General features: G+C 55.6%; 23 protein-coding genes, 1 tRNA gene, 1 other RNA gene and 1 other annotated feature. Of the genes, 23 read left to right on the forward strand and 2 right to left on the reverse strand.

Going from position 1 to position 25028, the window contains the following annotated elements:
* Positions 1-4: 4 nt before the first annotated feature.
* The 17 genes from ACTQ52_RS03980 to rnpB all read left to right on the forward strand — a co-directional run bounded on the left by ACTQ52_RS03980 (position 5) and on the right by rnpB (position 15318).
* Positions 5-274: a hypothetical protein gene (locus ACTQ52_RS03980; protein ID WP_410043958.1), complete on the forward strand. Its 270-nt coding sequence runs from the start codon at positions 5-7 to the stop codon at positions 272-274.
* Between the two features lie 18 nt (positions 275-292).
* Positions 293-1240 (forward strand): DUF2953 domain-containing protein, encoded by a 948-nt coding sequence (locus ACTQ52_RS03985; RefSeq protein ID WP_441981867.1) that lies wholly within the window; start codon positions 293-295, stop codon positions 1238-1240.
* A gap of 11 nt (positions 1241-1251) precedes the next feature.
* Positions 1252-1689 carry a GerW family sporulation protein gene (locus ACTQ52_RS03990; RefSeq protein ID WP_410043960.1) on the forward strand — a complete coding sequence of 146 codons (438 nt, stop codon included), beginning with the start codon at positions 1252-1254 and terminating at the stop codon, positions 1687-1689.
* A gap of 161 nt (positions 1690-1850) precedes the next feature.
* A complete protein-coding gene (gene rpmB, locus ACTQ52_RS03995; RefSeq protein WP_410043961.1) occupies positions 1851-2084 on the forward strand; it encodes a 50S ribosomal protein L28 in 234 nt (77 codons plus the stop codon).
* 139 nt (positions 2085-2223) lie between these two features.
* Positions 2224-2580, forward strand: a complete 357-nt coding sequence (locus ACTQ52_RS04000; RefSeq protein ID WP_410043962.1) for an Asp23/Gls24 family envelope stress response protein — start codon at positions 2224-2226, stop codon at positions 2578-2580.
* Between the two features lie 25 nt (positions 2581-2605).
* Entirely contained in the window at positions 2606-4312 is a 1707-nt protein-coding gene (locus ACTQ52_RS04005; protein WP_441981868.1) for a DAK2 domain-containing protein, read from the forward strand.
* A 56-nt stretch (positions 4313-4368) separates the two neighbouring features.
* Positions 4369-6405, forward strand: a complete 2037-nt coding sequence (recG, locus tag ACTQ52_RS04010; protein WP_410043964.1) for an ATP-dependent DNA helicase RecG — start codon at positions 4369-4371, stop codon at positions 6403-6405.
* 139 nt (positions 6406-6544) lie between these two features.
* A complete protein-coding gene (gene rsmD, locus ACTQ52_RS04015) occupies positions 6545-7102 on the forward strand; it encodes a 16S rRNA (guanine(966)-N(2))-methyltransferase RsmD (RefSeq protein WP_441981869.1) in 558 nt (185 codons plus the stop codon).
* Between the two features lie 73 nt (positions 7103-7175).
* The gene (gene coaD, locus ACTQ52_RS04020; protein WP_410043966.1) at positions 7176-7676 is read left to right on the forward strand and encodes a pantetheine-phosphate adenylyltransferase; all 501 of its coding nucleotides are present in this window, start codon (positions 7176-7178) and stop codon (positions 7674-7676) included.
* Complete coding sequence (locus tag ACTQ52_RS04025) at positions 7663-8286, forward strand: vacuolar family H+-ATPase subunit H (RefSeq protein WP_441226326.1); 624 nt, start codon at positions 7663-7665, stop codon at positions 8284-8286. Before coaD ends, ACTQ52_RS04025 begins: the two co-directional genes overlap by 14 nt.
* Positions 8287-8473: 187 nt before the next feature.
* Positions 8474-8547, forward strand: a tRNA-Pro gene (locus ACTQ52_RS04030).
* A gap of 152 nt (positions 8548-8699) precedes the next feature.
* Entirely contained in the window at positions 8700-9758 is a 1059-nt protein-coding gene (locus ACTQ52_RS04035; RefSeq protein ID WP_441981870.1) for a deoxyguanosinetriphosphate triphosphohydrolase, read from the forward strand.
* Between the two features lie 18 nt (positions 9759-9776).
* Positions 9777-11543, forward strand: a complete 1767-nt coding sequence (dnaG, locus tag ACTQ52_RS04040; protein ID WP_441981871.1) for a DNA primase — start codon at positions 9777-9779, stop codon at positions 11541-11543.
* A gap of 157 nt (positions 11544-11700) precedes the next feature.
* Positions 11701-12384, forward strand: coding sequence for a tRNA (adenine(22)-N(1))-methyltransferase (locus ACTQ52_RS04045; protein ID WP_441981872.1), 684 nt, complete (start codon positions 11701-11703; stop codon positions 12382-12384).
* Positions 12381-13238, forward strand: a complete 858-nt coding sequence (locus ACTQ52_RS04050) for a Nif3-like dinuclear metal center hexameric protein (RefSeq protein WP_441226323.1) — start codon at positions 12381-12383, stop codon at positions 13236-13238. The genes ACTQ52_RS04045 and ACTQ52_RS04050 overlap by 4 nt, the downstream gene beginning before the upstream one ends.
* Before the next feature lie 12 nt (positions 13239-13250).
* On the forward strand, positions 13251-14906 hold the full coding sequence (locus tag ACTQ52_RS04055; RefSeq protein WP_441981873.1) for a nucleoside kinase: 1656 nt from the start codon (positions 13251-13253) through the stop codon (positions 14904-14906).
* A gap of 65 nt (positions 14907-14971) precedes the next feature.
* Positions 14972-15318, forward strand: an RNA gene (gene rnpB / locus ACTQ52_RS04060) — RNase P RNA component class A.
* A gap of 62 nt (positions 15319-15380) precedes the next feature.
* On the opposite strand, the gene uxaC is transcribed toward rnpB, so the two are convergent.
* A complete protein-coding gene (gene uxaC, locus ACTQ52_RS04065) occupies positions 15381-16808 on the reverse strand; it encodes a glucuronate isomerase (RefSeq protein WP_441981874.1) in 1428 nt (475 codons plus the stop codon).
* A gap of 109 nt (positions 16809-16917) precedes the next feature.
* Positions 16918-17946, reverse strand: coding sequence for a LacI family DNA-binding transcriptional regulator (locus ACTQ52_RS04070; protein WP_441226320.1), 1029 nt, complete (start codon positions 17944-17946; stop codon positions 16918-16920).
* A 171-nt stretch (positions 17947-18117) separates the two neighbouring features.
* Here ACTQ52_RS04070 and ACTQ52_RS04075 point away from each other — a divergent pair, with 171 nt between their 5' ends.
* The 6 genes from ACTQ52_RS04075 to aroA all read left to right on the forward strand — a co-directional run bounded on the left by ACTQ52_RS04075 (position 18118) and on the right by aroA (position 25027).
* Positions 18118-19149: a sugar kinase gene (locus ACTQ52_RS04075; RefSeq protein WP_441981875.1), complete on the forward strand. Its 1032-nt coding sequence runs from the start codon at positions 18118-18120 to the stop codon at positions 19147-19149.
* A gap of 137 nt (positions 19150-19286) precedes the next feature.
* Positions 19287-19521 (forward strand) — a binding site (T-box leader).
* A gap of 162 nt (positions 19522-19683) precedes the next feature.
* A complete protein-coding gene (locus ACTQ52_RS04080; protein ID WP_410043976.1) occupies positions 19684-20802 on the forward strand; it encodes an ABC transporter substrate-binding protein in 1119 nt (372 codons plus the stop codon).
* A 424-nt stretch (positions 20803-21226) separates the two neighbouring features.
* The gene (locus ACTQ52_RS04085; RefSeq protein WP_441981876.1) at positions 21227-22171 is read left to right on the forward strand and encodes an ABC transporter permease; all 945 of its coding nucleotides are present in this window, start codon (positions 21227-21229) and stop codon (positions 22169-22171) included.
* A 1-nt stretch (position 22172) separates the two neighbouring features.
* The gene (locus ACTQ52_RS04090) at positions 22173-22988 is read left to right on the forward strand and encodes an ABC transporter ATP-binding protein (protein WP_410043072.1); all 816 of its coding nucleotides are present in this window, start codon (positions 22173-22175) and stop codon (positions 22986-22988) included.
* A gap of 72 nt (positions 22989-23060) precedes the next feature.
* Positions 23061-23699 (forward strand): AAA family ATPase, encoded by a 639-nt coding sequence (locus tag ACTQ52_RS04095; RefSeq protein WP_410043071.1) that lies wholly within the window; start codon positions 23061-23063, stop codon positions 23697-23699.
* Positions 23699-25027, forward strand: coding sequence for a 3-phosphoshikimate 1-carboxyvinyltransferase (gene aroA, locus ACTQ52_RS04100; RefSeq protein ID WP_410043070.1), 1329 nt, complete (start codon positions 23699-23701; stop codon positions 25025-25027). Before ACTQ52_RS04095 ends, aroA begins: the two co-directional genes overlap by 1 nt.
* Position 25028 lies beyond the last annotated feature (1 nt).

Raw genomic sequence — 25028 nt, forward strand, 5'->3', positions numbered from 1 at the left:
TCCGATGATTTTTTCTAAGCACATGTACTATGGAAGGCATGCAGCAGAGCACCGGTCCTATATCCTGGATAACCTCCGGAAGGGCCAGTTCCAGCCGGGGGCGTACGTCATCGTGCGTGCACCGGAGCCCAATCTATATGAAATCTACAATCAGGCCATGTTCCTGAATCCGAAGCTCGATACGGAGACGGTCGAGGTACTCGGGATCGGCTATGGCTATCGGGATACGATCGACTGCGTCACACAGATGCTGAAGGATCGCCACATCCTGTAAACACGAGGAGGACAGCAGATGCTTTTATGTATGATATTAAAAGTCATCGGGCTCGTCCTCCTCTTTCTTTTACTGCTGCTCCTGCTTCTCCTCGGACTCGTCCTGCTGGTCCCGTTCCGCTATGCGGGTGCCGGCCATAAGGGCGAAGAGAAGCGCGATTACGCCGCGCACCTCGAGCTCAGCTGGCTTCTCCATATGGTGCAGCTCCACGCGGACATCACCCCGGCAGGGCTTGCGTATTCCCTCCGCATCCTCTGCTTCCGCCCGGTCGATTCTTCCGGTGGTTTCGCATTACAGGATGAACATACAGATGTTGAGTTGAAGCAGCCTTCGAAAGATGAGAAAATATCGGAAGAGAGCGTGAACGTTCCTGAAAGTAAAGCAGAAGCATCTGAACGTGCTGCTGCACAGACGGCGGAGGTCGACAGCATTGAACTGAAAAGCAGTACGACGCCGGAGCAACTGAATGAGACGAAAACAGTTGCGGATGAAACGCCGACTTCCGACATCGATCAGGAAAGCAAAACGAAACGTACATCCCCTGCGGCTGAAGAACCGAAGAAAAAGAAGAGGAAAAAATTCTTATTTGCTGATAGAATAAAGAGAATCTGCGAAAAGGCTTCCTCGCTTCGCGAGATGGTGGAGGATGAGGAGAATCAGAAGGCCGTCCGTCTGCTGATTTCCAGAGTGAAGTACCTGCTTCACCATCTTCGCTTTCGGAAGTTCGAAGGTCGACTCGCGTTCGGCTTCGAGGATCCGGCGATGGTGGGACGGACGCTCGCTGTGCTCAGCCTGTTCTACCCGCTGTACGGGGAACGCTTCACGATCACGCCGGTGTTTGATCATACGCTGTTCGAGGGCGAGATCGCACTGAAGGGACATGTACGTCTCATCCACATCCTGATCGCGGGGATACAGCTGATGATGAATAAGAAGATACGCGGGCTCGTGCTCGATCGTATATAAGGAGGCTCAGTATGAGTGATTCTACGAATGTAAAAGATATACTCGATACCATGTTTAAGGGCATGGACGGTTTCGTGAATTCGAAGACCGTCGTCGGTGAGCCGGTGAAGGTCGGCGATGCTACCCTGATTCCGCTCATCGAGGTCAGCTGCGGCATGGGTGCCGGCGGCTATGTAAAGGAGAAGGATGCAAAGAACGGTGATGGTGGTGCGGGAGCGCTCAGCTCGAAGATCACCCCGACCGCGATCCTCGTGCTTCAGAACGGAAATACGAAGCTCGTCAATATCAAGAACCAGGATGCCATCACGAAGCTCCTCGATATGCTTCCGGAAACCATCGATAAGATCACCGGCGGCAGCCGCATCTCGAAGAGTGCCCAGGCAGCCGCGGACGAGATGGCTGAAAAGGCGACGTCGGAAACCGTCGTCGAGGATGCAGAAACCCTGTAATGCCGCTATACTGACTTTACATTTCGTGTCCCGGATGATATTTTGGAAAAAATGCGTAAAAGTACTTGCAATACAAATGGAGATTTGTTATTATAGGCGAGTCGCGAATTCCGGGGCATGATTGTGTCTCGATTCGATTAATTTGAAAGGGAGGTGCAACCATGGCAAAGTGCGCAATTTGTGAGAAGGCAGTTCACTTCGGAAATCAGGTAAGCCATTCACATAGAAGATCAAACAAGATCTGGAAGGCTAACGTTAAGTCTGTTAGAGTAAAGGTAAATGGTGGTACAAAGAAGATGTATGTATGTACTTCCTGCTTAAGATCCGGTAAGGTTGAGCGTGCATTCGGTACAGCCAAGGCTTCAGAGGCAGTAGCTGCAACAGAGAACGCTTAATTTTGAGATCGTTTGATTGAAAGATTATTGGGCATTACGATCGAATCGTAATGCCCTTTTTCTGTTTTAAGCGCTCCATAGATATGGTATAATCATAGTGTTTATGATTTAATATAGATCCTTATTCGGGAGGTACGATATGAGAGGAACGATTGCATCCAAAATGGGTGAGATTCAGATAACGCCAGACGTTATTGCAGCCTATGCGGGTATGACCGCCGTTGAGTGCTTCGGCATCGTGGGTATGGCGAAGGTTTCTGTACAGCAGGGCCTGGTCAAGCTCCTCAAGCGTGAAAGTCAGTCCAAGGGCATCCTCGTAACGATGGAGGAGGACGGAATCTCTCTGGACTTCCATGTCATCGTGGCATACGGCGTCAGCATTCAGGCGGTCGCGGAGAACCTGATCGAGAATGTCCGCTACAAGGTAGAAGAGTATACTGGTATGAAGGTGAAGGATGTGAACGTCTATGTAGAGGGCGTTCGCGTCATTGACTAAGTAGCTTTACAAGGAGGAATTACCTGTGGGTGATCAGATAGATGCTTTACAGCTGAAAAATGCATTTCTGGCTGGCGCGAACAACTTAAACGCGAAGAAGGAGTGGATCAATGAGTTAAACGTGTTCCCTGTACCGGATGGCGATACAGGTACGAACATGACCATGACCATCATGTCAGCGGCACGAGAGGTCGCCGCGATCAGTGCACCGACCCTGGAGAATGTCGCGAAGGCGATGGCCAGCGGCTCTCTTCGTGGCGCACGCGGAAACTCCGGTGTCATCCTGAGCCAGCTGATTCGTGGCTTTACGAAGGAGATTCGTGAGCATGCGGATGAGGCAGGAATCGATAACCTGATCATGGCACGTGCCTTCAGCCGTGCCGTGGAGACGGCGTACAAGGCGGTCATGAAGCCGAAGGAGGGTACGATTCTGACGGTGGCGAAGGGCATGGCCGATCGCATCACCGAGCTTTCAGTGACCGATGAGGATCTCATCACGCTGCTGGAGAAGGTCGTCGCGTACGGTGACGAGGTGCTCGCGAAGACCCCGGAGATGCTTCCGGTACTGAAGGAGGCGGGTGTCGTCGATTCCGGCGGACAGGGCCTCATGACGGTCGTGAAGGGTGCCCTGGCTTCGCTCAAGGGAGAAGAGGTCGTCCTCGATCTCGGCGATCAGGGCGCGGCGAAGGCCGAGGCTCCGGTGGAGCGGAAGTCCCGTGGCGAGATCTCAACGGCGGACATCAAGTTCGGTTACTGCACCGAGTTCATGGTGAACGGTGATCATGAGTTCACGGATGAGGAGGTCGACAGCCTTCGTGCGTGGCTCGGCGGGGTCGGTGACTCCATCGTCTGCTTCTCGGATGAGAACATCATCAAGGTACATGTGCATACGAACCACCCGGGCAATGCCTTCGAGAAGGGCCTTACCATGGGTTATCTCTCGAAGATGAAGGTCGATAATATGCGCCTCGAGCATCATGAGGTGCTCATCGAGGATGCCTCGAGGATCGCAGAGGAGAAGAAGGAAGAAGCTGCGTCTGCAGCGGCACCGGAGAAGCCGGAAGAGCCTGCGAAGGAGTACGGCTTCATCTCGGTATCGGCCGGTGATGGACTCACGGAAATCTTCCGCGGTATCGGCGTCGATTATGTCATCGAGGGCGGTCAGACGATGAATCCGTCCACCGAGGACATCTTAAACGCCTGCGATCAGGTCAATGCAGAGACGATCTTCGTCCTTCCGAATAACAAGAACATCATCCTCGCAGCCAATCAGGCGAAGGATATCATCGAGGATAAGACCATCATCGTCGTTCCGACGAAGACGATCCCGCAGGGCATCACAGCGATGATCAGCTTCAGCCCGGATATGAATCCAGAGGAGAACCTCGAGGCGATGAAGGATGCGTCCCAGTGCGTACGCACCGGTGAGATCACCTATGCGGTCCGCAACACCACCATCGACGGCCATGCCATCGAGAAGGATGACATCATGGCCCTGGGCGATGACGGTCTGCTGGCCGTCGCGAAGGAGAAGGACCAGGCGGTTCTGGAGGCGCTCAAGGCGATGGTAAACGACGAATCTGAGATCATCACCATCTACTATGGTCAGGATATCCCGGAGGAGGAAGCGGAGGCAGTGGCTGCGCGTATCCGTAAGGCGTACCCGCAGGTCGAGACCGAGCTTCAGTACGGCGGACAGCCGATCTACTACTATTTCCTGTCGGTAGAGTAATCGTAGGAACGAAACGGAGCTCCTGAGGAAACTCAGGGGCTCTTTTATATAGAAACATGGAACTTACAGAACTGAAGGGCATCGGCCCGAAAACAGAAAAGCTGTTTCAGAAGCTGGGGATTCGGACCGTGGAGGACCTCGTCTACTACTTCCCGCACACCTATCTGAGCTTCCCGAAGACGCAGGTGGTGGGGAGTCTCGTCGATGGCGAACAGCAGGCGGTCATGGGCATGCTCGAGAAGGATGCGACGGTGGTGCATCTCCACGGTCTCCTCATGACGACGGCCTATGTCCGGGATCTCTCGGGAAAGCTGCGTCTCTGCTGGTTCAATGCCGCCTTTCTGAAGAGTACACTGCGGGCCGGTACGGTCCTGGTCTTCCTCGGGAAGGTCACGAGCTTCAAGGGACAGAAAACGATGCAGCAGCCCCGGATCTTCCGACCGGAGGAATACGAAGCGAAGCCGGGCACCCTGGAGCCGGTCTATGGGCAGACGAAGGGGCTCTCGAATACGGCGATTCTGAAGGCGGTGCGGCAGGCGATGGACGTGTCGGTGTTCCGTCCGGATTTCGTCCCGGAGAGCATACGCTATAACCGGACCCTGATGGATATGCGGACGGCGGTCCGGGCAATGCATTTTCCGGAGAGCGTGACGCAGTTCGAAGCGGCCCGAAAACGCCTTGCGTTTAACGAGCTGTTCCTCTTTTCTCTGGCGCTGGCGGAGAAGAAGGCGCATCACGCAGCGGAACGCTCGCGCTTCGTGATCGAGGCGCATCCGGAGGTAGCGGCGCTGGTAGAGAAGCTGCCGTTTCAGCTCACCGAAGGGCAGAAGGCGGCCGTGCAGGACATCACGGCGGATCTCCGGTCTGGCTTCGTGATGAACCGCCTCGTGCAGGGAGATGTCGGCTCCGGAAAGACCATCGTCGCCTTTCTCGCGATGCTGGAGACGGCGCTCAGCGGCTACCAGGCGGCACTGATGGCGCCGACGGAGATTCTCGCGGAGCAGCATTTTGCGAAGATGAAGGCGATGATCGAGGAGCATGCGCTCGCGCTTCGACCGGTGCTCGTGACCGGTTCGATGACGGCGAAGGAGCGGAAAACGCTCTATACACGCATCGCCACCCACGATGCGGATCTCATCATCGGCACCCATGCCCTGTTCCAGGAGAAGGTCGTCTATGACCAGCTCGCACTCGTGATCACGGATGAGCAGCACCGCTTCGGCGTGAATCAGCGGCAGGAGCTGTCAGAAAAGGGCCAGCGACCGCATACACTCGTGATGTCGGCGACCCCGATTCCGCGGACGCTCGCTATGCTCGTCTATGCGGATATGCAGGTGAGCCTGATCCGGGAGAAGCCGGCGGATCGTCTCCCGATCCGGAACGCGGTGGTCGATGAGAATTATCGAAAGAATGCGTATAAATTCATCTACGAGGAGATCCGGAAGGGACGTCAGGCCTACATCATCTGTCCGATGGTGGAGCCGAACGATATGCTCGATCTCGAGAATGTATCGGATTATGTGCAAAAGATCCGTAAAATTTTCCCAAAAGAAGTGAAGATCGGGAAACTCCATGGTAAGATGAAGCCGGCAGAAAAAGAAGACATCATGGCACGCTTTCTCGCGCACGAGATCGACCTCCTCGTGTCGACGACCGTCGTCGAGGTCGGGGTCGATGTGCCGAATGCGACGGTGATGATGGTGGAGAATGCAGAGCGCTTCGGACTGGCGCAGCTTCACCAGCTGCGCGGACGAGTCGGACGCTCGGAGCATCAGAGCTTCTGCATCTTCGTCGATACGCAGAACTCGGAGAAGTCGAAGCAGCGACTGCAGATCCTCGCCCACTCAAACGACGGCTTCGACATCGCAGAGCAGGATCTCCGGCTTCGGGGACCGGGTGACATCTTCGGTGTCCGTCAGTCGGGTGCCCTGGATTTCGCCATCGCAGACATCTATGAGGATGGCGCGCTCCTCCGGGAAGCTTCGGAGGATGCAGCCTTCGTACTGAAGACGGATGCGGAGCTTACGCTTCCGGAGCATGGGGAGCTGAAAAGAGCGCTTGATCGCTTCCTCGCGAAGAGCTGTACACTATGAGATTCCCGCGTCTGTCAGGCGCAGAATGACGGACTCGAGCAGATGACAGAGATCAGACGGTGGCATCAGCCTTTGACAGGGATGCCGATGCATCCTTATATTAAGAAGAAAACTGAAGTGTTATAGAAAGAGAGCAGAGATGAGAGTAATTGCAGGAACCGCACGGAGCCTTCAGCTGAAGACCGTAGATTCGATGGATACACGTCCGACCCAGGACCGTATCAAGGAAACCCTTTTTAATATTTTACAGTTCGAGGTCCAGGGTATCGACTTCCTCGATCTCTTCGCAGGCTCCGGCGGCATCGGCATCGAGGCGATCTCCCGTGGTGCCCGTCGTGCGGTCTTCGTCGATAATGCACCGAAGTCGATCCGCTGCATCGAGGAGAACCTCACGCACTGTAAGTTCACCGAGGAGGGTGTGGTGATCGCCTCCGACTATATGTCGGCGCTGAACCGCCTCCAGAACGCAGGCTACCACTTCAGCGTGGTCTTCATGGACCCGCCATATAATCACGGCTTCGAGCGGAAGGCGATGGACATCCTCCACGATATGGATTATGTCGATGAGCATACGCTGTTCATCATCGAGGCGGATCTCAACGATGATCTGACGGATGACATCGAGGCACTCGGCTACACGCTCGTACGTGAAAAGCTGTATAAGACGAACAAGCACGTTTTCTTCCGTAAAAAGTAAGAAAAACTTCGGAAGATCGGACTTGTCAAGCGACGAAAAAGGCATAAGATAATAGCCTGGAGAGAAGAACAGTATGAAAATCGGAATCTATCCTGGATCCTTTGATCCGGTGACTTTCGGTCATCTTGACATCATCGAGCGCGGCGCGAAAATCGTCGATAAGCTCATCGTAGGCGTGCTTACAAACAACGCGAAAACGCCGTTGTTTTCAAGTGAAGAACGTGTTAGAATGATTAATAATTTGACGAAACATCTCGACAATGTCGAGGCGAAGGCCTTCGATGGCCTGACGGTCGACTTCGCACATGCGGAGGGCGCTACCGTGATCGTCAGAGGACTCCGTGCCGTGACGGATTTCGAGTACGAGCTTCAGCTCGCACAGACGAATAAGGTCATCGCGCCGGATATCGATACGATCTTTCTAACAACAAATCTGAAGTATTCCTATCTCAGCTCCAGCACCGTAAAGGAAATCGCAAGCTTCGGCGGCGATATCCATGAATTCGTGTCACCTGAGATACAGGATAGAATGAAGGGAAAATTTAAGGCGGTTAAGAAACATGAGCAGAATTGAGCAGTTAATCGGTGAGATTGAGGAGTACATTGACAGCTGTAAGTATCAGCCACTGTCGAATTCGAAGATCCTTGTAAATAAAGAGGAGATGGAGGAGCTTCTGGTCGAGCTTCGCCTCCGTGTTCCGGATGAGATCAAGAAGTACCAGAAGATCATTTCCCAGCAGGATGCGATCCTTGCAGATGCGAAGAATCAGGCAGAGAGCATGATTCAGGATGCAAAGCAGCAGACCGAGGAGATGGTATCTGAGAACGAGATCATGCAGCAGGCCTACACGAAGGCAAACGAGCTCGTACAGCAGGCACAGGCGCAGGCAGATCAGATCCTCGCAAATGCGACCGCTGAGTCCAACAACATGAAGCTGAACGCCATCCAGTACACAGACTCCATCCTCGCCTCCATCGAGACCCTGATGAGCCACTCGATGGTCGAGCAGCAGTCGAGATACCAGGCGCTCATGGAAAACATGCAGCAGACCTACGATGTCGTCGTCAGCAATCGTCGTGAGCTGAACACGGCAGTTTATCAGCCGGAGCCACAGCAGGAGACCGCGGAGCAGCAGCCGGCAGCGTCGGCGCCAGCGGCATCTGCGCAGGATGATGCACAGTAAGTGATGTGATGCACAGGTCGTGGAGTGAACACTCCACGACCTTTTCCGTACGGATGAGATGGAGTCATCGTTCAGGCAGCCGGGACCCGAAAAAAGTTTCAAATTAATGCTTGACACTCACCCGTCTGTCTGATATTATCTTACCTGTTGCTGAGGCAGACACAACACAGCAACGAAAACAACTTATCGATGCGTGGCTCAGCTTGGTAGAGCGCTGCGTTCGGGACGCAGAGGTCGCTGGTTCGAATCCAGTCGCATCGACTACCCTTGGGACTGACTCGTAAGCATGGCTTACGGGTTTTTCTTTTTGTGTTATCATACATACAGGACGGAATGTTCATTGATTCAGCTCTCTGAAAATGATATTCTAAGAGCAAACAATCATTCGGCTGTTGCAACAGATCGGAGGCAAGATGAGCTGTATCAGAGAAGAACTGGAAGCGCTGGAGCGGGAGACCCTGTCGCCGTATGCGGCACTCTCCTCGGAATCGCAGGGGAGAGACCGGGCGGAGGAGCCGGACGACATACGCCCGTGCTTCGAGCGTGATCGTGACCGTATCATCCACTGTAAGGCCTTCCGCCGCCTCAAGCATAAGACGCAGGTTTTCATCGCACCGGAGGGAGACCACTACCGTACGCGTCTCACCCATACCCTGGAGGTCAGTCAGATCGCCCGGACCTTCGGTAAGGCACTCCGTCTCAACGAGGACCTCATCGAGGCGATCGCCCTCGGCCATGATCTCGGCCATACCCCGTTCGGGCACAGCGGCGAGCATGTGCTGAACAGCCTCTGTCACGAGGGCTTCTCCCATGTCGAGCAGAGCGTGCGCGTCGTCGAGGTGCTGGAAAAAAATGGCCAGGGCCTCAATCTCACGAAGGAGGTGCGCGACGGCATCCTGAACCACCGCACCTCGGGTCATCCGAACACCCTCGAGGGTCAGGCGGTCCGCTTCGCGGATAAGATCGCCTACATCAACCACGACATCGACGACTCGATCCGCGCGGGCCTCATACGGGAGGAGGAGATCCCGTCGGAGATCAGCGACATCCTGGGGCACTCGGTGAAGGAACGCTTAAGCGTCCTGATCCATGACGTGATCTATCAGTCGAAGGGACAGCCGCTGCTTACGATGTCGGCACCGGTCGAGCATGCGATGCAGTCGCTTCGGGAGTGGATGTTCACGCATGTCTATATCGGCGGTGAGGCGAAGCAGGAGGAGGTCAAGGTTCGACGCATGATGACGCTGCTGTTCCAGTATTATATGGAGAACCCGGACTCGATGACCGAGGAGTTCATCACCATGCTCGAATCGAATCTCGCGAAGATCGCGTCGGATGATCCGGAGAAGGAGCTCAAGCGTCAGATCGCGCGCGAGCGCTCCGTCTGCGATTATATCGCCGGCATGACGGACGATTACTGTATCTATAAATTTAAGGAGTATTTTGTGCCGGTCGGCTGGCAGAAGTTTTAGAAGAACTGGAGAATCCTCTTGTATTATCCTGAAGAAGTCATAGAAAAAGTAAGATCACGGGCCGATATCGTGGACGTGGTCGGTAAGGTCGTCCATCTGAAAAAGATGGGCGCCAATTATTTCGGGCTCTGCCCGTTTCATGGAGAGAAGACGCCCTCCTTTTCCGTGAATCAGTCGAAGCAGATTTTCTACTGCTTCGGATGCGGAAAGGGCGGCGATGTCGTGAAGTTCACGATGGAGTATGAGAACCTCACCTTCCTGGAGGCGGTGCGGAAGCTCGCCGACGAAGAGGGCTATCAGCTTCCGGAGGGAAATGTCAGCAGTGAGGAGCGGCAGAGCCGTGACCTCCGGACGAAGCTTCTCGAGATCAATAAAAAGGCGGCTGTCTACTTTTACGATGCGCTCCGGAAGCCGGTCGGACAGCTCGGTATGAACTACTTCCGGAAGCGTCAGCTGAGTGACGAAACGCTCCGAGTATGGGGACTCGGCTATGCCGACCAGACCCGGGACGGACTCTATCGCTATCTCCGCCAGTGCGGCTATGAGGACGCGATCCTCCGGGAGTCCGGTCTCGTGAACTTCTCCGAGCGCGGCGCGTACGATAAGTTCTTTAATCGTGTCATCTTCCCGATCATGGATGTCAACAGCCGTGTCATCGGCTTCGGTGGCCGTGTGATGGGCGAGGGTGAGCCGAAGTACCTGAACAGTCCGGAGACCCGTCTCTTCGACAAGTCAAGAAACCTCTTCGGTCTCTGCTATGCGAAGAAGTCGCGGAAGAAGTATTTCATCCTCTGTGAGGGCTATATGGACGTCATCTCGATGCACCAGGCCGGCTTCACAAATGCGGTCGCTTCGCTCGGTACGGCGCTCACGGAAGAGCAGTGCCGCCTTCTCAGGCGCTATGTCGGTGAGATCCTTCTCACCTATGATTCGGATGGTGCCGGCATCAAGGCCGCGAAGCGCGCGATGCCGATGCTGAAGGCGGTCGGGATCCAGAGTAAGGTCATCAGCATGAAGCCATACAAGGACCCGGACGAGTTCATCAAGGCGAAGGGACAGGAAGCTTTTCAGGAGCGCATCGACCAGGCACAGAACAGCTTTCTATGGCTCATCGATGTGATGAAGCTCGACTACGACCTCAAGGACCCGGCAGGCATGACAGCGTATACAAATGCCGCCGCGGAGAAGCTGAGCGAGATCCAGGAGGCCATCGAGCGGGAGAATTATATCCAGGCTGTGGCCCGCGAGCAGATGATCGACGTGAATGCCCTGCGTCGCCTCGTAAATACGATGGGCGAGCAGCGGGCGCGCCGGAACTCCCCGCTGAACGAGAAGATGTATCAGTCCACGAGCTTCATGCCGCGGACGAACCCGAAGAAGAAGGTAGAGACGGCGCTTCAGAAGTCGGAGAAGCAGCTCGTCACCTGGCTCAGTGAAAAGCCGGAGCTCATACCGACGGTCCAGAAGTACATCCAGCCGGCGGACATCAGTGATGAAACCGTCCGTACGGTACTGGAGCTCGTCTACCAGCAGCAGCCGGTCAATACGATCCTCGATCGTTTCCGTGAGGATGAGGAGGCCTATGAGAAGGTCGCCGCGATGTTTAATGGGAATCTACTGCCGGAGGATGTCGACGAGCGCGAGTTCAAGCGTGGGCTCGAGGATGTGATTCGGAATGTCAAGATGAGCTCGCTGAATACGAAAATCGCGAATGAGACGGATCCTCGTCAGCTGTCGGAGCTCTTCCAGCAACAGTCGGCGCTGCAGGGTCTGCACATCGACTGAGTATATGGGCGAGGCTTCATAAAACTCGCCTGCTGCACTGTCTTGATGAAATAGGCTGGTACAGGACAGCAGAAGCATTTCGATGAAACAGGACATAGCTGGTCTGCAGAAGGATCCCGATGCATAGAACGATCAGGCTATATACAGGAGGAACGAATTGGAAAAGCAGTTTCAGCTTCCGAAAAGACTGGAAACCATCATAGAGCGGATGCCGGACTCCGGCTGCCTCGCGGATATCGGCTGTGATCATGCCTATGTCGCGATCGAGGCGGTACGGCGTGGGAGAGCGGCACGCGCCCTCGCCTGTGACGTACGGAAGGGTCCGCTGCAGCAGGCAGCGGAGCATATTCTCTGCGCAGGACTCGCCGGAAAGATCGAGACCCGCCTCTCAGACGGCCTCGAGAAGGTCGCGCCGGGGGAGGCCGACACCGTCGTCGTCGCGGGTATGGGCGGACCGCTGATGGAGCGCATCCTGCAGGGACGGCTCAGGGACTTCGCGCACTTCGTTCTGTCACCACAGTCGGAGATCCCGCACTTCCGCCGCTTCCTTCTCGCAGAGGGCATGCAGATCGACGAAGAAACGATGCTCATCGATGAGGGGAAGTATTATGTCATACTCAACGTATCAAAGCGTGCAGACGCGGCGTCTTCCGACTCGATGTATGTCACGGAGGAGGACTTCCTTTATGGTGGTCGTCTGCTCCGCCGGCTGGATCCGGTTTTAAAAAGCTTTCTGGAAAAGGAAAAAATGAGATATGAGGGCATCCTCAGACAGACCGATTCGCTGGAGGTACGTACCGCATATCAGCATTGTATGAACGCACTGGAGGCATATCGATGAACACAGTATCTATGATTACAGAAAAGCTCGAGCAGCTCGCGCCGAAGGCAGCCGCCTGCGACTGGGATAACCCGGGGCTGCTGGTCGGTCGTTCGGACCGGGAGGTCAGCCGCATCTATGTCGCACTGGATGCCACCTGCACGGTCGTCGATGCCGCGATCGATGCCGGCAGCGATCTGATCGTGACCCATCACCCGATCATCTTCCGTGGCGTGAAGTCCATCAATGATCAGTCAGCACTGGGGCTCAAGCTTCTGGATCTCATACGGAATGACGTTTCTGTCTTTTCGATGCACACGAACTTCGATTCCTGCCCGGGCGGCATGGCGGACATCGTCTGTGCGGCCCTGGGACTTCGGAAGACGGGCCTGATGGAGCCGACGGGATTTCTTCCGAAGGACACGCAGAACGGCGCAGCAGAGGGTCTTCAGCTGCGTGTCGTGGAAACAGAGCGCGATGTGAATCCAGATGCCTATGGCATCGGCTTCACGGCAGAGCTGCCGGAGCTGCTGAGCGCTGCAGAGCTCGCGGCCCGTGTGAAGGCGTGCTTCGGACTGCCGTTTGTTCAGTACTATGATGCCGGTATGCCGATCCGGCGCATCGCCTGCTGTCCGGGTTCTGGACGCGGCGAGCTGAAGGAGGTACTTAGCCTCGGGGTTGACGCCTTCCTGAGCGGCGATATGGGCCACCACGAGGGCCTCGACCTCTGTGAGGAGGGCATCAGTCTTCTCGACGCTGGCCACTACGGCCTCGAGCATATCTTCGTGCACTACATCGCCGAGTTTCTGCGGGCAGAGTTCCCGGAGGCAGAGATCATCGAGGAGGAGCTGCACTTCCCGGCGCAGATTGTCTGAGGAGGAAAGTACATGACGATTACAGTTCAGGGGAAGACCTGCGAATATCCAGCGGGCACGACATTTTATGAGATCGCGATGCAGCATCAGGCGGAGATCCCGCAAGAGATCCTGCTGGCGAAGCTCGGTACGAAGCTCTACGAGCTTCATAAGCATGTACCGGAGAGGGGCGGGGAGATCAGTTTCATCACCGGCGCAGACAAGGAAGGGCACATGGCCTACCAGCGCTCGGCGATCTTTATGATGCTGAAGGCCTTTTATCACCTCTGTGCCGATGTGAAGGATTTCGGCGTCGTGGTCGACTATACCCTCGGCGGTGGCTTCTACTGTTATCTTCGTGGCGGGGTCGAGGTGACGGAGACACTGCTCGCTCAGGTGAAGCAGACCATGGAAGCGTACCGGGATCAGAAGATTCCGATCATGAAGAGGAGTGTGCAGACCGACGAAGCGATCCGGATGTTCCGTGAGGTCGGGATGACGAGCAAGGAGCGTCTGTTCCACTATCGTATGACGAGCCGGGTCAATATCTACAGCCTCGGAAATTTCTTCGATTACTTCTATGGCTATATGGTGATGGATACCAGCTACATCCGGGCCTTCGACCTCGTACCGTACGGCAGCGGCTTCGTACTGATGCTGCCGACGATGCGGGATCCGGAGCATGTAGCGCGCTTCGTGCCGCTGGATAAGCTCTATAAGGTCCAGAAGGAATCCGCGGCCTGGGCGAACTCCATCGACTGCGGCAATGTCGCCGCGCTGAATGACTGCATCGTCCAGGGTGGCACCGATGAGCTCATCCTGATGCAGGAGGCGATCTTCGAGAAGACGATCGGCAACGTCGCGATGGAGATCGCGAAGCGGAATAAGAAGCTCGTCATGATCGCCGGCCCGTCGAGCTCCGGCAAGACGACCTTTTCACGTCGTCTCAGCATACAGCTCATGGCCCTCGGCCTGCATCCGCACCCGATCACCGTCGATAATTACTTCCGTGATCGCGAGCTCGCCCCGATCGGCCCGGATGGAAAGAAGGATTTCGAGTCCATAAAGTGTGTCGACATCGAGCAGTTCAGTGAGGATATGCTGAAGCTCCTCGCAGGCGAGACGGTGCAGCTGCCAGTCTACAATTTTATAACCGGAAAGCGCGAGTACCGCGGCCACTTCTGTAAGCTCGGCGAGAACGACGTCCTCGTCATCGAAGGCATCCACTGCCTGAATGACGAGATGTCGAAGCAGCTTCCGGTGGACGCACGCTTCAAGATCTATATCTCCGCCCTGACCCAGATCAATGTCGACGACCACAACCGCATACCGACGGCGGATGGCCGTCTCCTCCGTCGCATCGTGCGTGATAACCGCACCCGTGGCTACAGCGCGAAGGATACCATCACCATGTGGGACAGCGTACGCCGAGGAGAGGATAAGAACATCTTCCCGTTCCAGGAGACTGCGGATGTGATGGTGAACTCCAGCATGATCTATGAGCTTCCAGTGCTGAAGCTCTTCGCAGCACCCCTCCTGTTCCAGATCCGGCCGGAAGAGCCGGAGTATCAGGAGGCGAAGCGCCTGCTCAAGTTCCTCGACTACTTCCTCCCGATCAGCCCGGAGCTGATCCCGAAGAACTCCATCATACGGGAATTCATCGGCGGCAGCTGCCTCGACGTCGGCTGAACTGTATGCCCCAAGGAGCCCGCGGGTGCTTGACGGCGCGGGATTCCTGAGGTAAAATGTGGTGTCGAGTATCGGATGTGGTCGCTGCCAGCGTAGGGAAACCGGCTGGGAGAGGAAAGTCCGGGCTTCACAGAGCAGGATGCCTGCTAACGGCAGGTTGCGGTGACGCACAGGAAAGTGTAACAGAGAGTAGACCGCCGGCTTCGGCCGGTAAGGGTGCAAGGGCAGTGTAAGAGACTACCGCGGGCCTGGTGACAGGAACGGCATTATAAACCCCATCTGAAGAAAGACCAAACAGGAAGCATAGGGTGGCTCGTCCGCTTCCGGGTAGGTTGATGGAGGCGTATGGCAACATACGTCCTAGATAGATGACCACTTGATACATAACCCGGCTTATTACGATGCTCGACATTTCAAAAAAACAAAACGGGAACCTGTCCTCAGAGAGGACAGGTTCCCGTTTTTTAAAATTTATTAGCACTGCTCGAGATCGAAGCCGAAGTACTTCACAGCGTTGTTAAAGGAGATACCCTTTACGATTTCGGTCAGGGCCTTCTTGTCGTACGGATACTCACCGTTCTCTACCCACTGTCCAATCAGCTCGCAGAGAATACGACGGAAGTAGTCGTGACGAGCGTAGGAGAGGAAGGAGCGGGAGTCGGTCAGCATACCGTTGAAGTTTCCGAGTGCGGAAAGGTTTGCCATGTTGACCATCTGGTCGATCATGCCCTGCTTGTGATCGTTGAACCACCATGCAGCACCCTGGGTTATTCTGTTCTTTACAGGTGCCTTGCAGAAGCAGCCGGCGATGGTATTGATCGTGGTGTTATCGCAAGGGTTCAGTGAGTAGAGGATGGTCTTCGGAATCTCATCCGTCGCACTGAGAGCGTTGAAGAACTTCGCGAGCTGATCGGCCGGAGCGTAGTTGTCGACGGAGTCGAAGCCGGTATCCGGGCCGAGCTTTGCAAACATGTCGGCGTTGTTATCACGTACGCAGCCGTAGTGGATCTGCATGACCATGTCACGCTTGTTGTACTCCTTTGCAAGGAAGAGCAGCATCGCGGTCTTGTACTTGGCAGCCTCTTCTGTAGTCACTGCCTCGCCGTTCATCGCCTTCTTCAGGATCGCATCGAGCTCGGACTTCTCAGCCGGAGCGTATGCAACGTAACGAACACCGTGGTCGGTGACAGAGCAGCCCATGGACTGGAAGAAATCGAGACGGTCAGCGACTGCCTTCTCGAGGGAAGCCATATCGGTGATGGTGATACCGGATCTCTCCGCGAGCTTTGCGATGTATGGTGCGAAGGTCGGGAGCTCGATGTTGTTCAGCTTGTCCGGTCTCCATGCAGGAAGAACCTTTACGTCGAAGCTTGCGTCGTCCTTGAGCTTCTGATGCCACTCGAGGGTATCGATCGGGTCATCGGTGGTGCAGATGAGCCTTACGTTCGACTGCTTGATGATGTTCCGTACGGACATGGATGGATCATGGAGCTTCTCGTTGCAGAGGTTCCATACTTCCTCAGCGGTGTCGCCGTTCAGGTAGCCCTCGTAGCCGAAGTACTTACGAAGCTCGAGGTGAGACCAGTGGTAGAGCGGGTTACCGATGAGCTTCGGAAGGGTCTCTGCCCACATCTGGAACTTCTCGCGGTCCGGCTTATCTCCGGTGATGTACTCCTCCGGTACGCCGTTGACACGCATCTGTCTCCACTTGTAGTGGTCACCGATTGGTGGCTTTCCGAGCCATACCTGGAAGATGTTATCGTAGCTCTTATCGGTTGCGATATCCTTCGGATCGATATGACAGTGGTAATCGAGTATCGGTGCCTTCTCTGCGATCTCGTGATAGAGCTCCTTCGCTACATCGGTCGAGAGCAGGAAGTCCTTGTCCATAAATGGTTTCATAGCTTTACCTCCATGAGTTTGTGGTATCTGCCGAGCGGTCCGTGCATTTCGCTCCGGGGACAGCGACAGATAGGGATAAATATATATGCAACGCCTTACGGCATTGTCTTCAGAAACGTGTGGTTTCACGCGTGACGAGGCGCGTCGCAATGACGGTCTTCTTCGGGATCTCCGTCTCGAGCGGCTCGCCCTGCGCATCCTCCGCCGGATTCAGAAGCGTCATCAGATGCTGGCAGGTTTTCTGGCAGAGTTCCTTCAGCATCGCGTCGACACTGGTCAGCTCCGGAGAGGAGGCCACCGCGAGGGTGGAGTCATTCCAGCTGACGATCTGGAGATCCTCCGGGATCCGAAGGCCCATGCGTCGCGCGAACTTGACGGCACCGACACCGGAGGTGTCGGAGGAGCCGAGGATGGCGTCGAAGGCTTCCTCTTCGTAGGCTTCCTTCAGAAGCTGCGCCATCTCGTCGAAGCGGCGGTGGCCATGTACGGTGCGGAGTGCGTCCTGTGGGAGTCCGAGCTCCGCGATGCCCTGGTGCAGCCCGGCCAGCTTCTGTGTGCCGGAGTAGCTGACGCTCGAGTAGACATAGACGAACTTCCGTGCGCCGGTGTCATAGAGCTGGTGGAGCGCGTTTCGCATACCGCCCTGCTCGTCGCAGACGGTGCAGTAGATGTTCTCGCCCTCGAGATAACCGTTCAGAATCATGACCGGATGCTCCCGGGCACCCTCGATGATGTAGGCATTGTCCTCCGGATTCGGCTCGATAAACTGTGAACCGACGAGGATGAAGGCGTCGACTTGACGGGATTTCAGGAGCTCGAAGCTCGCCTTCTTATTCTCGAGCTCGAAGCCGGTGCAGCAGAGGATGGAATTATAGCCCTGGCTGCGCAGCTCGGTCTCGAGGAAGTTGATGGCACTCGCAAGGTACATATCGGTCGGGTCGGAGCACATGATGCCGATGGTCTTCATGGAACCGCGCCCGAGACCACGTGCATACGCGTTTGGTGTGTAGCCGTACTGGTCGATGACATCGAGCACCTTTTTACGGGTCTTCTCGGAGACGTTTTCCGCGCCGTTGATGACACGGGAGACGGAAGCGATGGAAACCCCGGCTACTTTCGAGATATCGTAAATATTCATACTGTTTCCTTCTTTGACGCTTCGCATGAAGAACGGTTACCAGGAAATGAGCTCTTTCGTGTAAGCGTTTACATTTTCCTTGATTATAACGAAAGAATGGTATAAAATCAATGCATTATATGCATTATCGACAATTTCGGAAGCATTTTCCGAGGCATGGGAGGCATGAATATGAATTTTCCGGATAGACCCTTTGATCTTGTAACCATGGGACAGCTGCTGCTTCGACTTTCGCCACCAGGAAACGAGCGTATCGCCCGTTCAGATGTGTTCGAGAAGAACGTCGGCGGTGCAGAGCTGAACGTAGCGGTAGGTGCCGCACTGCTCGGTCTTCATACCGGTATCATCTCGAAGCTTCCGGCACATGACCTCGGTCAATTTATGAAGGGTACCATCCGAAGCTACGGCGTATCGGATGACTTCTTTATCTACGATCAGTCAGAGGATGCCAGAGTCGGCGTGTACTACTATGAGTATGGCGCATACCCGCGTAAGCCGCAGGTCATCTATGATCGCCGGAACTCGAGCTTCTTCTCCCTGAGTCTCGATGAGATCGATCCGGAGGTGTATAAGAGCACGAAGTGCTTCCATACGTCGGGGATCACCCTGGCACTGTCTCCACAGCTTCGTGAGACGACCATCGAGGCGATCAAGCGCTTCAAGGAAAACGGCGCGCTGATTTCCTTCGACGTGAACTTCCGTGGGAACCTCTGGAGCGGAGATGAGGCACGCGAGACGATTCTGACGATTCTTCCGTATGTGGATGTTTTCTTCTGCTCCGAGTCGACGGCACAGCTTACCTTCCTGAAGACCGGAAGCTGCCGGGAGATGATCAAGAGCTTCACCGAGGAGTTCCCGATCAAGGCTGTATTTGCGACGCAGCGCACGGTACACAGCCCGAAGAGCCACGATTTCGGCTCCCTTGCCTACTGTGCAGAGCGTGACGCCTACTTCGAGGAGCCGACGTACGAGAACATCGATGTCGTCGATCGGATCGGATCCGGTGATGCGTATATTTCTGGTGCGCTCTATGGACTGATTCACTCAAACGGTGATGTTCAGGAGGCAGTGAAGTATGGTAATGCGACCTCTGCGATGAAGAATACCATCCCGGGCGATCTGCCGCAGAGCTCACTGAAGGAGATCGAGTCGGTGATCCGCGATCACTATTCCACTGGTTTCCACAGCGAGATGGATCGGTAATTCACATGATACCGAAGGGACGGCCCTTCGGAAATTCATGTCTGAACAGATCCATGGAACATCTGACATGAATATTAATTATGGATCGGGTGTTGACGATTCGGATTTAACGTGTTAAAGTACAGTCAATCGAATAAAACAAACCGATGACAGAGAGAAGTAGTTCATCCTGAATGTCAAAGAGAGCCGTCGATGATGAGAATACGGTACAGGATAGATGAGTGAATGGACTCTGGAGGGCGCTCCGAAAGGAATCGAGTAGGAAGCGACGGGTTCTGCACCGTTATCAGGCAGCACATATGCTGGTATGTGAAAAGTGACCGAAAGGTAAGATGAGTGGTACCACGGATTATGGATTAATTCGCCTCATGCAGAGAGAAATCTCCGCATGGGGCTTTTTTAGTACGAATCCATGAGAGGGCCACCCCGGAGGGGTGGAGAGGCTCGGGGATTTTCCGTGATACATCATATTTCGATCAGCTCCAGTTGAACATCTACAGAGGGCGAGCGCCCGACATCATGGAGGTAAATATTATGAAGAAGCAGTTTATGGCAGCGACGATGGCAGCACTGATGGCAGCGACACTGGGTGCCTGTGGTTCGTCCGGGGCTCCGGCCGCGACGACGGCTGCGGAGACGAAGGCGGAGACTACCCAGGCTGCAGCAGATACGGGAGCCGCTACTGAGGCAGCCGCAGAAGCGGGGAAGGAATATAAGGTCGGTATCGTTCAGTTCATGGATCATCCGTCCCTCAATCAGATCGAGGAGAACGTGGAGAAGGAGCTGGATAAGATTTCCGAGGAGAAAGGCGTCAGCTTCAACTATAAGGATTACACCTTCAATGGTCAGGGCGACGCAACGGTACTGAACCAGATCGCGAGTCAGCTGATTTCGGATGATGTAGACATCATCATCCCGATCGCGACTCCGGCGGCACAGGTTGTACAGTCTGCAGTGGAAGGCCAGGATATCCCGGTGGTATTCTCCGCCGTATCGGATCCGGTATCTGCGAAGCTGGTCGCGACCATGGACGCGCCGGGCGCCAACATTACCGGAACCTCAGATGCGCTGAACACGAACGCGATCATGGATCTCATGCTGGCCGTGAATCCGGATACCGATTATGTCGGACTGCTGTACTCCAACTCGGAGGACTCCTCGAAGCAGCCGATCGAGGATGCGAAGAAGTACCTCGATGGAAAGGGCATCAAGTACATCGAGAAGACCGGTACGAAGACCGATGAGGTACAGGCGGCTGCCGATGCACTCGTCGCAGAGGGCGTGGATGCGGTATTTACACCGACCGACAACACGATTCAGCAGGCCGAGCTCGGCATCTATGAGAAGTTCCTCGAGGCGGGGATCCCGCACTACGCAGGCGCGGATTCCTTCGCACTGAACGGTGCCTTCATGGGTTATGGTGTCGATTATTCGAATCTCGGTGTCGCAACCGCAGACACCGTAGCGGAGATCCTCCTCGACGGTAAGGATACGGCAAGTCTCGCGGTCAAGACCTTCGATAATGGTATCGCGACCATCAACACCGACAGCTGCGAGGCACTGGGCCTTTCCCTCGATACCGTGAAGTCCGAGATCCAGGATCTCTGCACACAGATCGTCGAGACGAAGACCGAGAAGGAATTTGCAAACTAAATTGTAACAGTTCAGGCAGGCAGGGGACCCGGAGGGGCGGCAACGGAGGCCATACGTAGAGACCGTGTGAAATCAAGCCGGGTCCCCTTAGCGGCACTTGGTACATATCCATGCGCCTTTGGCGCGTGGATGCCCCCGGGCGGCGAGGCCGTTTTGCCACCTTGGTGGCAAAATCAAACGACGATGCCCGCGCCGTAGGCGCATCTGATGGCATCGTCTCTTTGGTGTTATCTCTCCCTGGAAACCTCTGCAACGCTGAGTTTTCATAAAGAAAACTCAGTGATTGCAGAGGGCCTAGTGCCGCTTAGGGTCCCCGGTTTAGATTGAACCGGTCTCGGAGTACTGTGCCTCCGTTGCCGCCCCTCTGGGTCCCCTGCCTGAACTGTTACACTAAATTAAAACTTTTTTTAGGAGGTATGAACCCTTGACTGGTTTTCTCACAGCGGGCATCATCCGCACGGCACTGGAGGTAGGTCTCGTCTACTCACTGGTGGCGCTTTCACTGTTTATCAGCTATTCCATCCTGAATATCTGTGATCTCTCTACCGACGGCTGCTACACCCTCGGCTGCGCGGTGGGCGCGGTCGTGACGATCGCAGGCCACCCCTTCCTCGCGATTTTCGCGGCGATGGCAGCGGGTGTCTGCTCGGGCTTTGTAACGGCGTTTCTGCAGACGAAGCTCGGTGTCGAGAGCATCCTCGCGGGGATCATCGTGAACACGGGCCTGTATACCGTGAATCTGGCCGTCATGGGCTTCAGCTCAAACGTCTCTATCTTCGGCACGGACACGATTTTCACGCTCTTCGGAAAGCTGAGCAGCAGTAAGGCCTTCGCGAGCTGGAGCAAGCTGATCCTCCTTGCGGCGATCGTCCTCGTGGTCTGCCTGCTGATCCGCTGGTTCCTGAGCACGACCCTCGGTCTCTCGATTCGTGCGACGGGTGACAGCCCGGCGATGGTCCGTGCATCCTCCATCAACCCGGCGTTCACGATCACGGTCGGTCTCTGTGTGGCCAATGCCATCACCGGTCTTTCTGGATGCCTCATCGCGCAGTACAACAAAACCTGTGACATCAATCTCGGAACCGGTATGGTCACGATCGCCCTCGCGTCCCTCGTCATCGGCGAAACCCTCTTCGGAAAGCGGAAGATGATGGCGCGGATCCTCGGTATGGTCGTGGGCTCCTGCCTCTACCGCTTCATCATTTCCGTCGCGCTGCGTCTCAATGTTCCGACTGAGGCCTTCAAGCTGGTGTCGGCGGTGATCGTCGCGGTGGCGATCACTGCACCGCGTGCGAAGGAGCTCGTCGCATTCAGGCATAAGCAGCTGAACGCGATCCGTGAACGTAAGTCCATGCAGGGAGGTAGATGAGATGCTGAAAATCGAACATATCTTTAAGACCTTCAATGCAGGCACCGTCAATGAAAAGCGTGCCATCTCGGATCTGTGCCTCACCCTCGAGGATGGGGATTTCGCCACCATCGTCGGTTCGAACGGCGCCGGCAAGTCAACGCTGTTCAATGCCATCGCCGGAACCTTCTACACGGACTCCGGCTATATCGAACTCGACGGGGAGGACATCACCTTCGTTCCGGAACATGTCCGCAGCCGCTATATCGGACGCCTCTTTCAGGATCCGCTGATGGGCACGGCACCCCACATGACGATCGAGGAGAACCTCTCGGTGGCCTATCTTCGGGCCAGCGAGCATAAGAAGGGACTCTTCAGCTATGTGACGAAGAAGGACCGCGAAGCCTTCCGGGAGCAGCTGTCGCTCCTCGACATGGGACTTGAGGACCGGATGAGCCAGCCGGTGGGACTGCTGTCCGGCGGTCAGCGCCAGGCGCTGACCCTGCTGATGGCCACCATGGTCACGCCGAAGATTCTTATGCTCGATGAGCATACGGCGGCTCTCGACCCGTCGACGGCGAAGAAGGTGCTGGAGCTCACGAAGAAGATTGTGAAGGAGCGGAACATCAGCTGCCTCATGGTCACCCACAACATGAACCAGGCGCTGGAGCTCGGGAACCGGACACTGATGATGAACAGCGGAAACATTGTCTTCGATGTACGTGGCGAGGAAAGAGCGAGCATGAGTGTCAACGATCTCCTCGAGCGTTTCGCCGAGGGTGCCGGTAAGGAGATGAACAACGACCGTATCCTCCTTTCGACGAAGGAAGGTATCTGATACATATTGTAACGCGGGTTTCAAATGGTATATAATTATAGTATCAACAGGTAATCACATCAGGAGGCAACTATGATTAAGAAGCAATTCGTCATTACGATCGGCAGACAGTATGGTTCCGGCGGACGCCTCGTAGGTAAGCGTCTCGCGGAGGATCTCGGCATTCATTTTTATGATGATGATATTCTGAAGCTCACCTCGGAGAAGACCGCGATCGGTGAGCAGTATTTCCGTATGGCAGACGAGAAGGCCGGACGGAACTTCCTGTTTAAGGCCCTGTACGGTCTGAAGCCGGACATCGGGAAGCCGAACACCCAGGAGAATATCGTTTCTCCGGAGAATCTGTTTCGCTTCCAGGCAGAGGTGATCCGTGATATCGCCTCGAAGGAGAGCTGCATCATCGCCGGACGCTGCAGTAATTACATCCTGACCGAGGCGGATATGGAGAACCATGTCGATTTCTTCGTCTATGCAGATCTTGTAACCCGTACGAAGCGCGTCATGGACTACGATAAGGTCAACGAAGAGGAGGCCCTCCGTCGCATCCGTAAGATCGATAAGGAGCGGAAGGACTACCATAAGTACTACACCGGTGAGGACTGGATGCAGCCGGATAATTATGATCTGATGATCAACGCGAGCCGCATCGACTTCGACGAGATGGAAGTCCTGATGAAGAACTACATGACGATGAGAGGATTTATCGACTGATGAAGAAAACCATACATGCAGCACAGCATCCCCTGAAGGGGAGCCTGACGGTGCCGGGAGACAAGAGCATTTCGCATCGTGCCGTCATGCTGGGTGCCCTCAGCGAGGGTGACACCCACGTGAGCGGTTTCCTGAATGGTGCGGACTGTCTATCGACGATTGACTGCTTCCGACATATGGGTATCGCCATCGAGCTTGACCAGCGTGAGACCGAGGTCGTGATTCACGGCCGCGGTCTTCGTGGTTTACAGAAGCCGGATGGAATGCTCGACTGCGGAAACTCGGGTACCACGACGAGACTTATTTCCGGCATCCTGGCCGCGCAGGACTTCGATTCCGAGCTGACGGGAGATGAGAGCATACAGAAGCGCCCGATGAAGCGCATCATGATCCCGCTTCAGGCGATGGGGGCGGATATCCGCTCGATTCGAGAGAACGGCTGTGCACCGCTCGCGATCCACGGGCAGAAGCTGCACGGGATCCGCTACAACTCCCCGGTTGCCAGTGCCCAGGTGAAGTCCTCGATCCTGTTCGCCGGCCTCTACGCGGAGCGTCCGACCACGGTGATCGAGCCGGCCCTGTCCCGAGACCACAGTGAGCGCATGCTGCGTGCGCTGGGGGCGGATGTCTCCACCCGGCTGCTTCCGGATGGACGGGCGGAGATCACGCTGCAGCCGGGTGCGAAGCTCGCTGCGCTGCCGGAGACACTGGAGGTACCGGGTGATATCTCCTCGGCAGCCTACTTCATCTCGGCGGCGCTGCTCGTGCCGGGCTCGGATGTGCTCATTCGAAACGTTGGCATCAACGAAACGCGTGCGGGTATCCTCGATGCCTATGCTGCGATGGGTGCGGACATCACACTGGAGAATCGTCGTCTCGCCGGCTTCGAGGACGTCGCAGATCTCCATGTCCGCTACAGTGCCTCGCTGCACGGCACCGAAATTTCTGGTGCGATGATCCCACGTCTCATCGATGAGCTCCCGGTCATCGCCGCGGTCGCCGCGGGTGCGGACGGTCGCACGGTCTTCCGTGATGCGCAGGAGCTGAAGGTAAAGGAGTCAAACCGCATCGCTGTGATGGTCGAGGGCCTGCGTGCGCTTGGTATCTCTGCAGAGGAGACGGAAGACGGCATGATCATCGAGGGACGGGGCAGTGACCTTCGTGTTGGCTCCGGCACCATCGACACGCATAAGGACCACCGCATCGCGATGACCTTCGCGGTCCTCGCCCTCGCCGGTGATGAGCGCACCGCCGTCGAGCTCCTCGACGCGGACTGCATCAATATTTCATATCCGACGTTCTACGACGACCTGAAGGATCTGCTGTGAC

The sequence above is a fragment of the Oribacterium sp. Sow4_G1_1 genome, assembly GCF_052116105.1.
GTDB lineage: Bacteria > Bacillota > Clostridia > Lachnospirales > Lachnospiraceae > Oribacterium.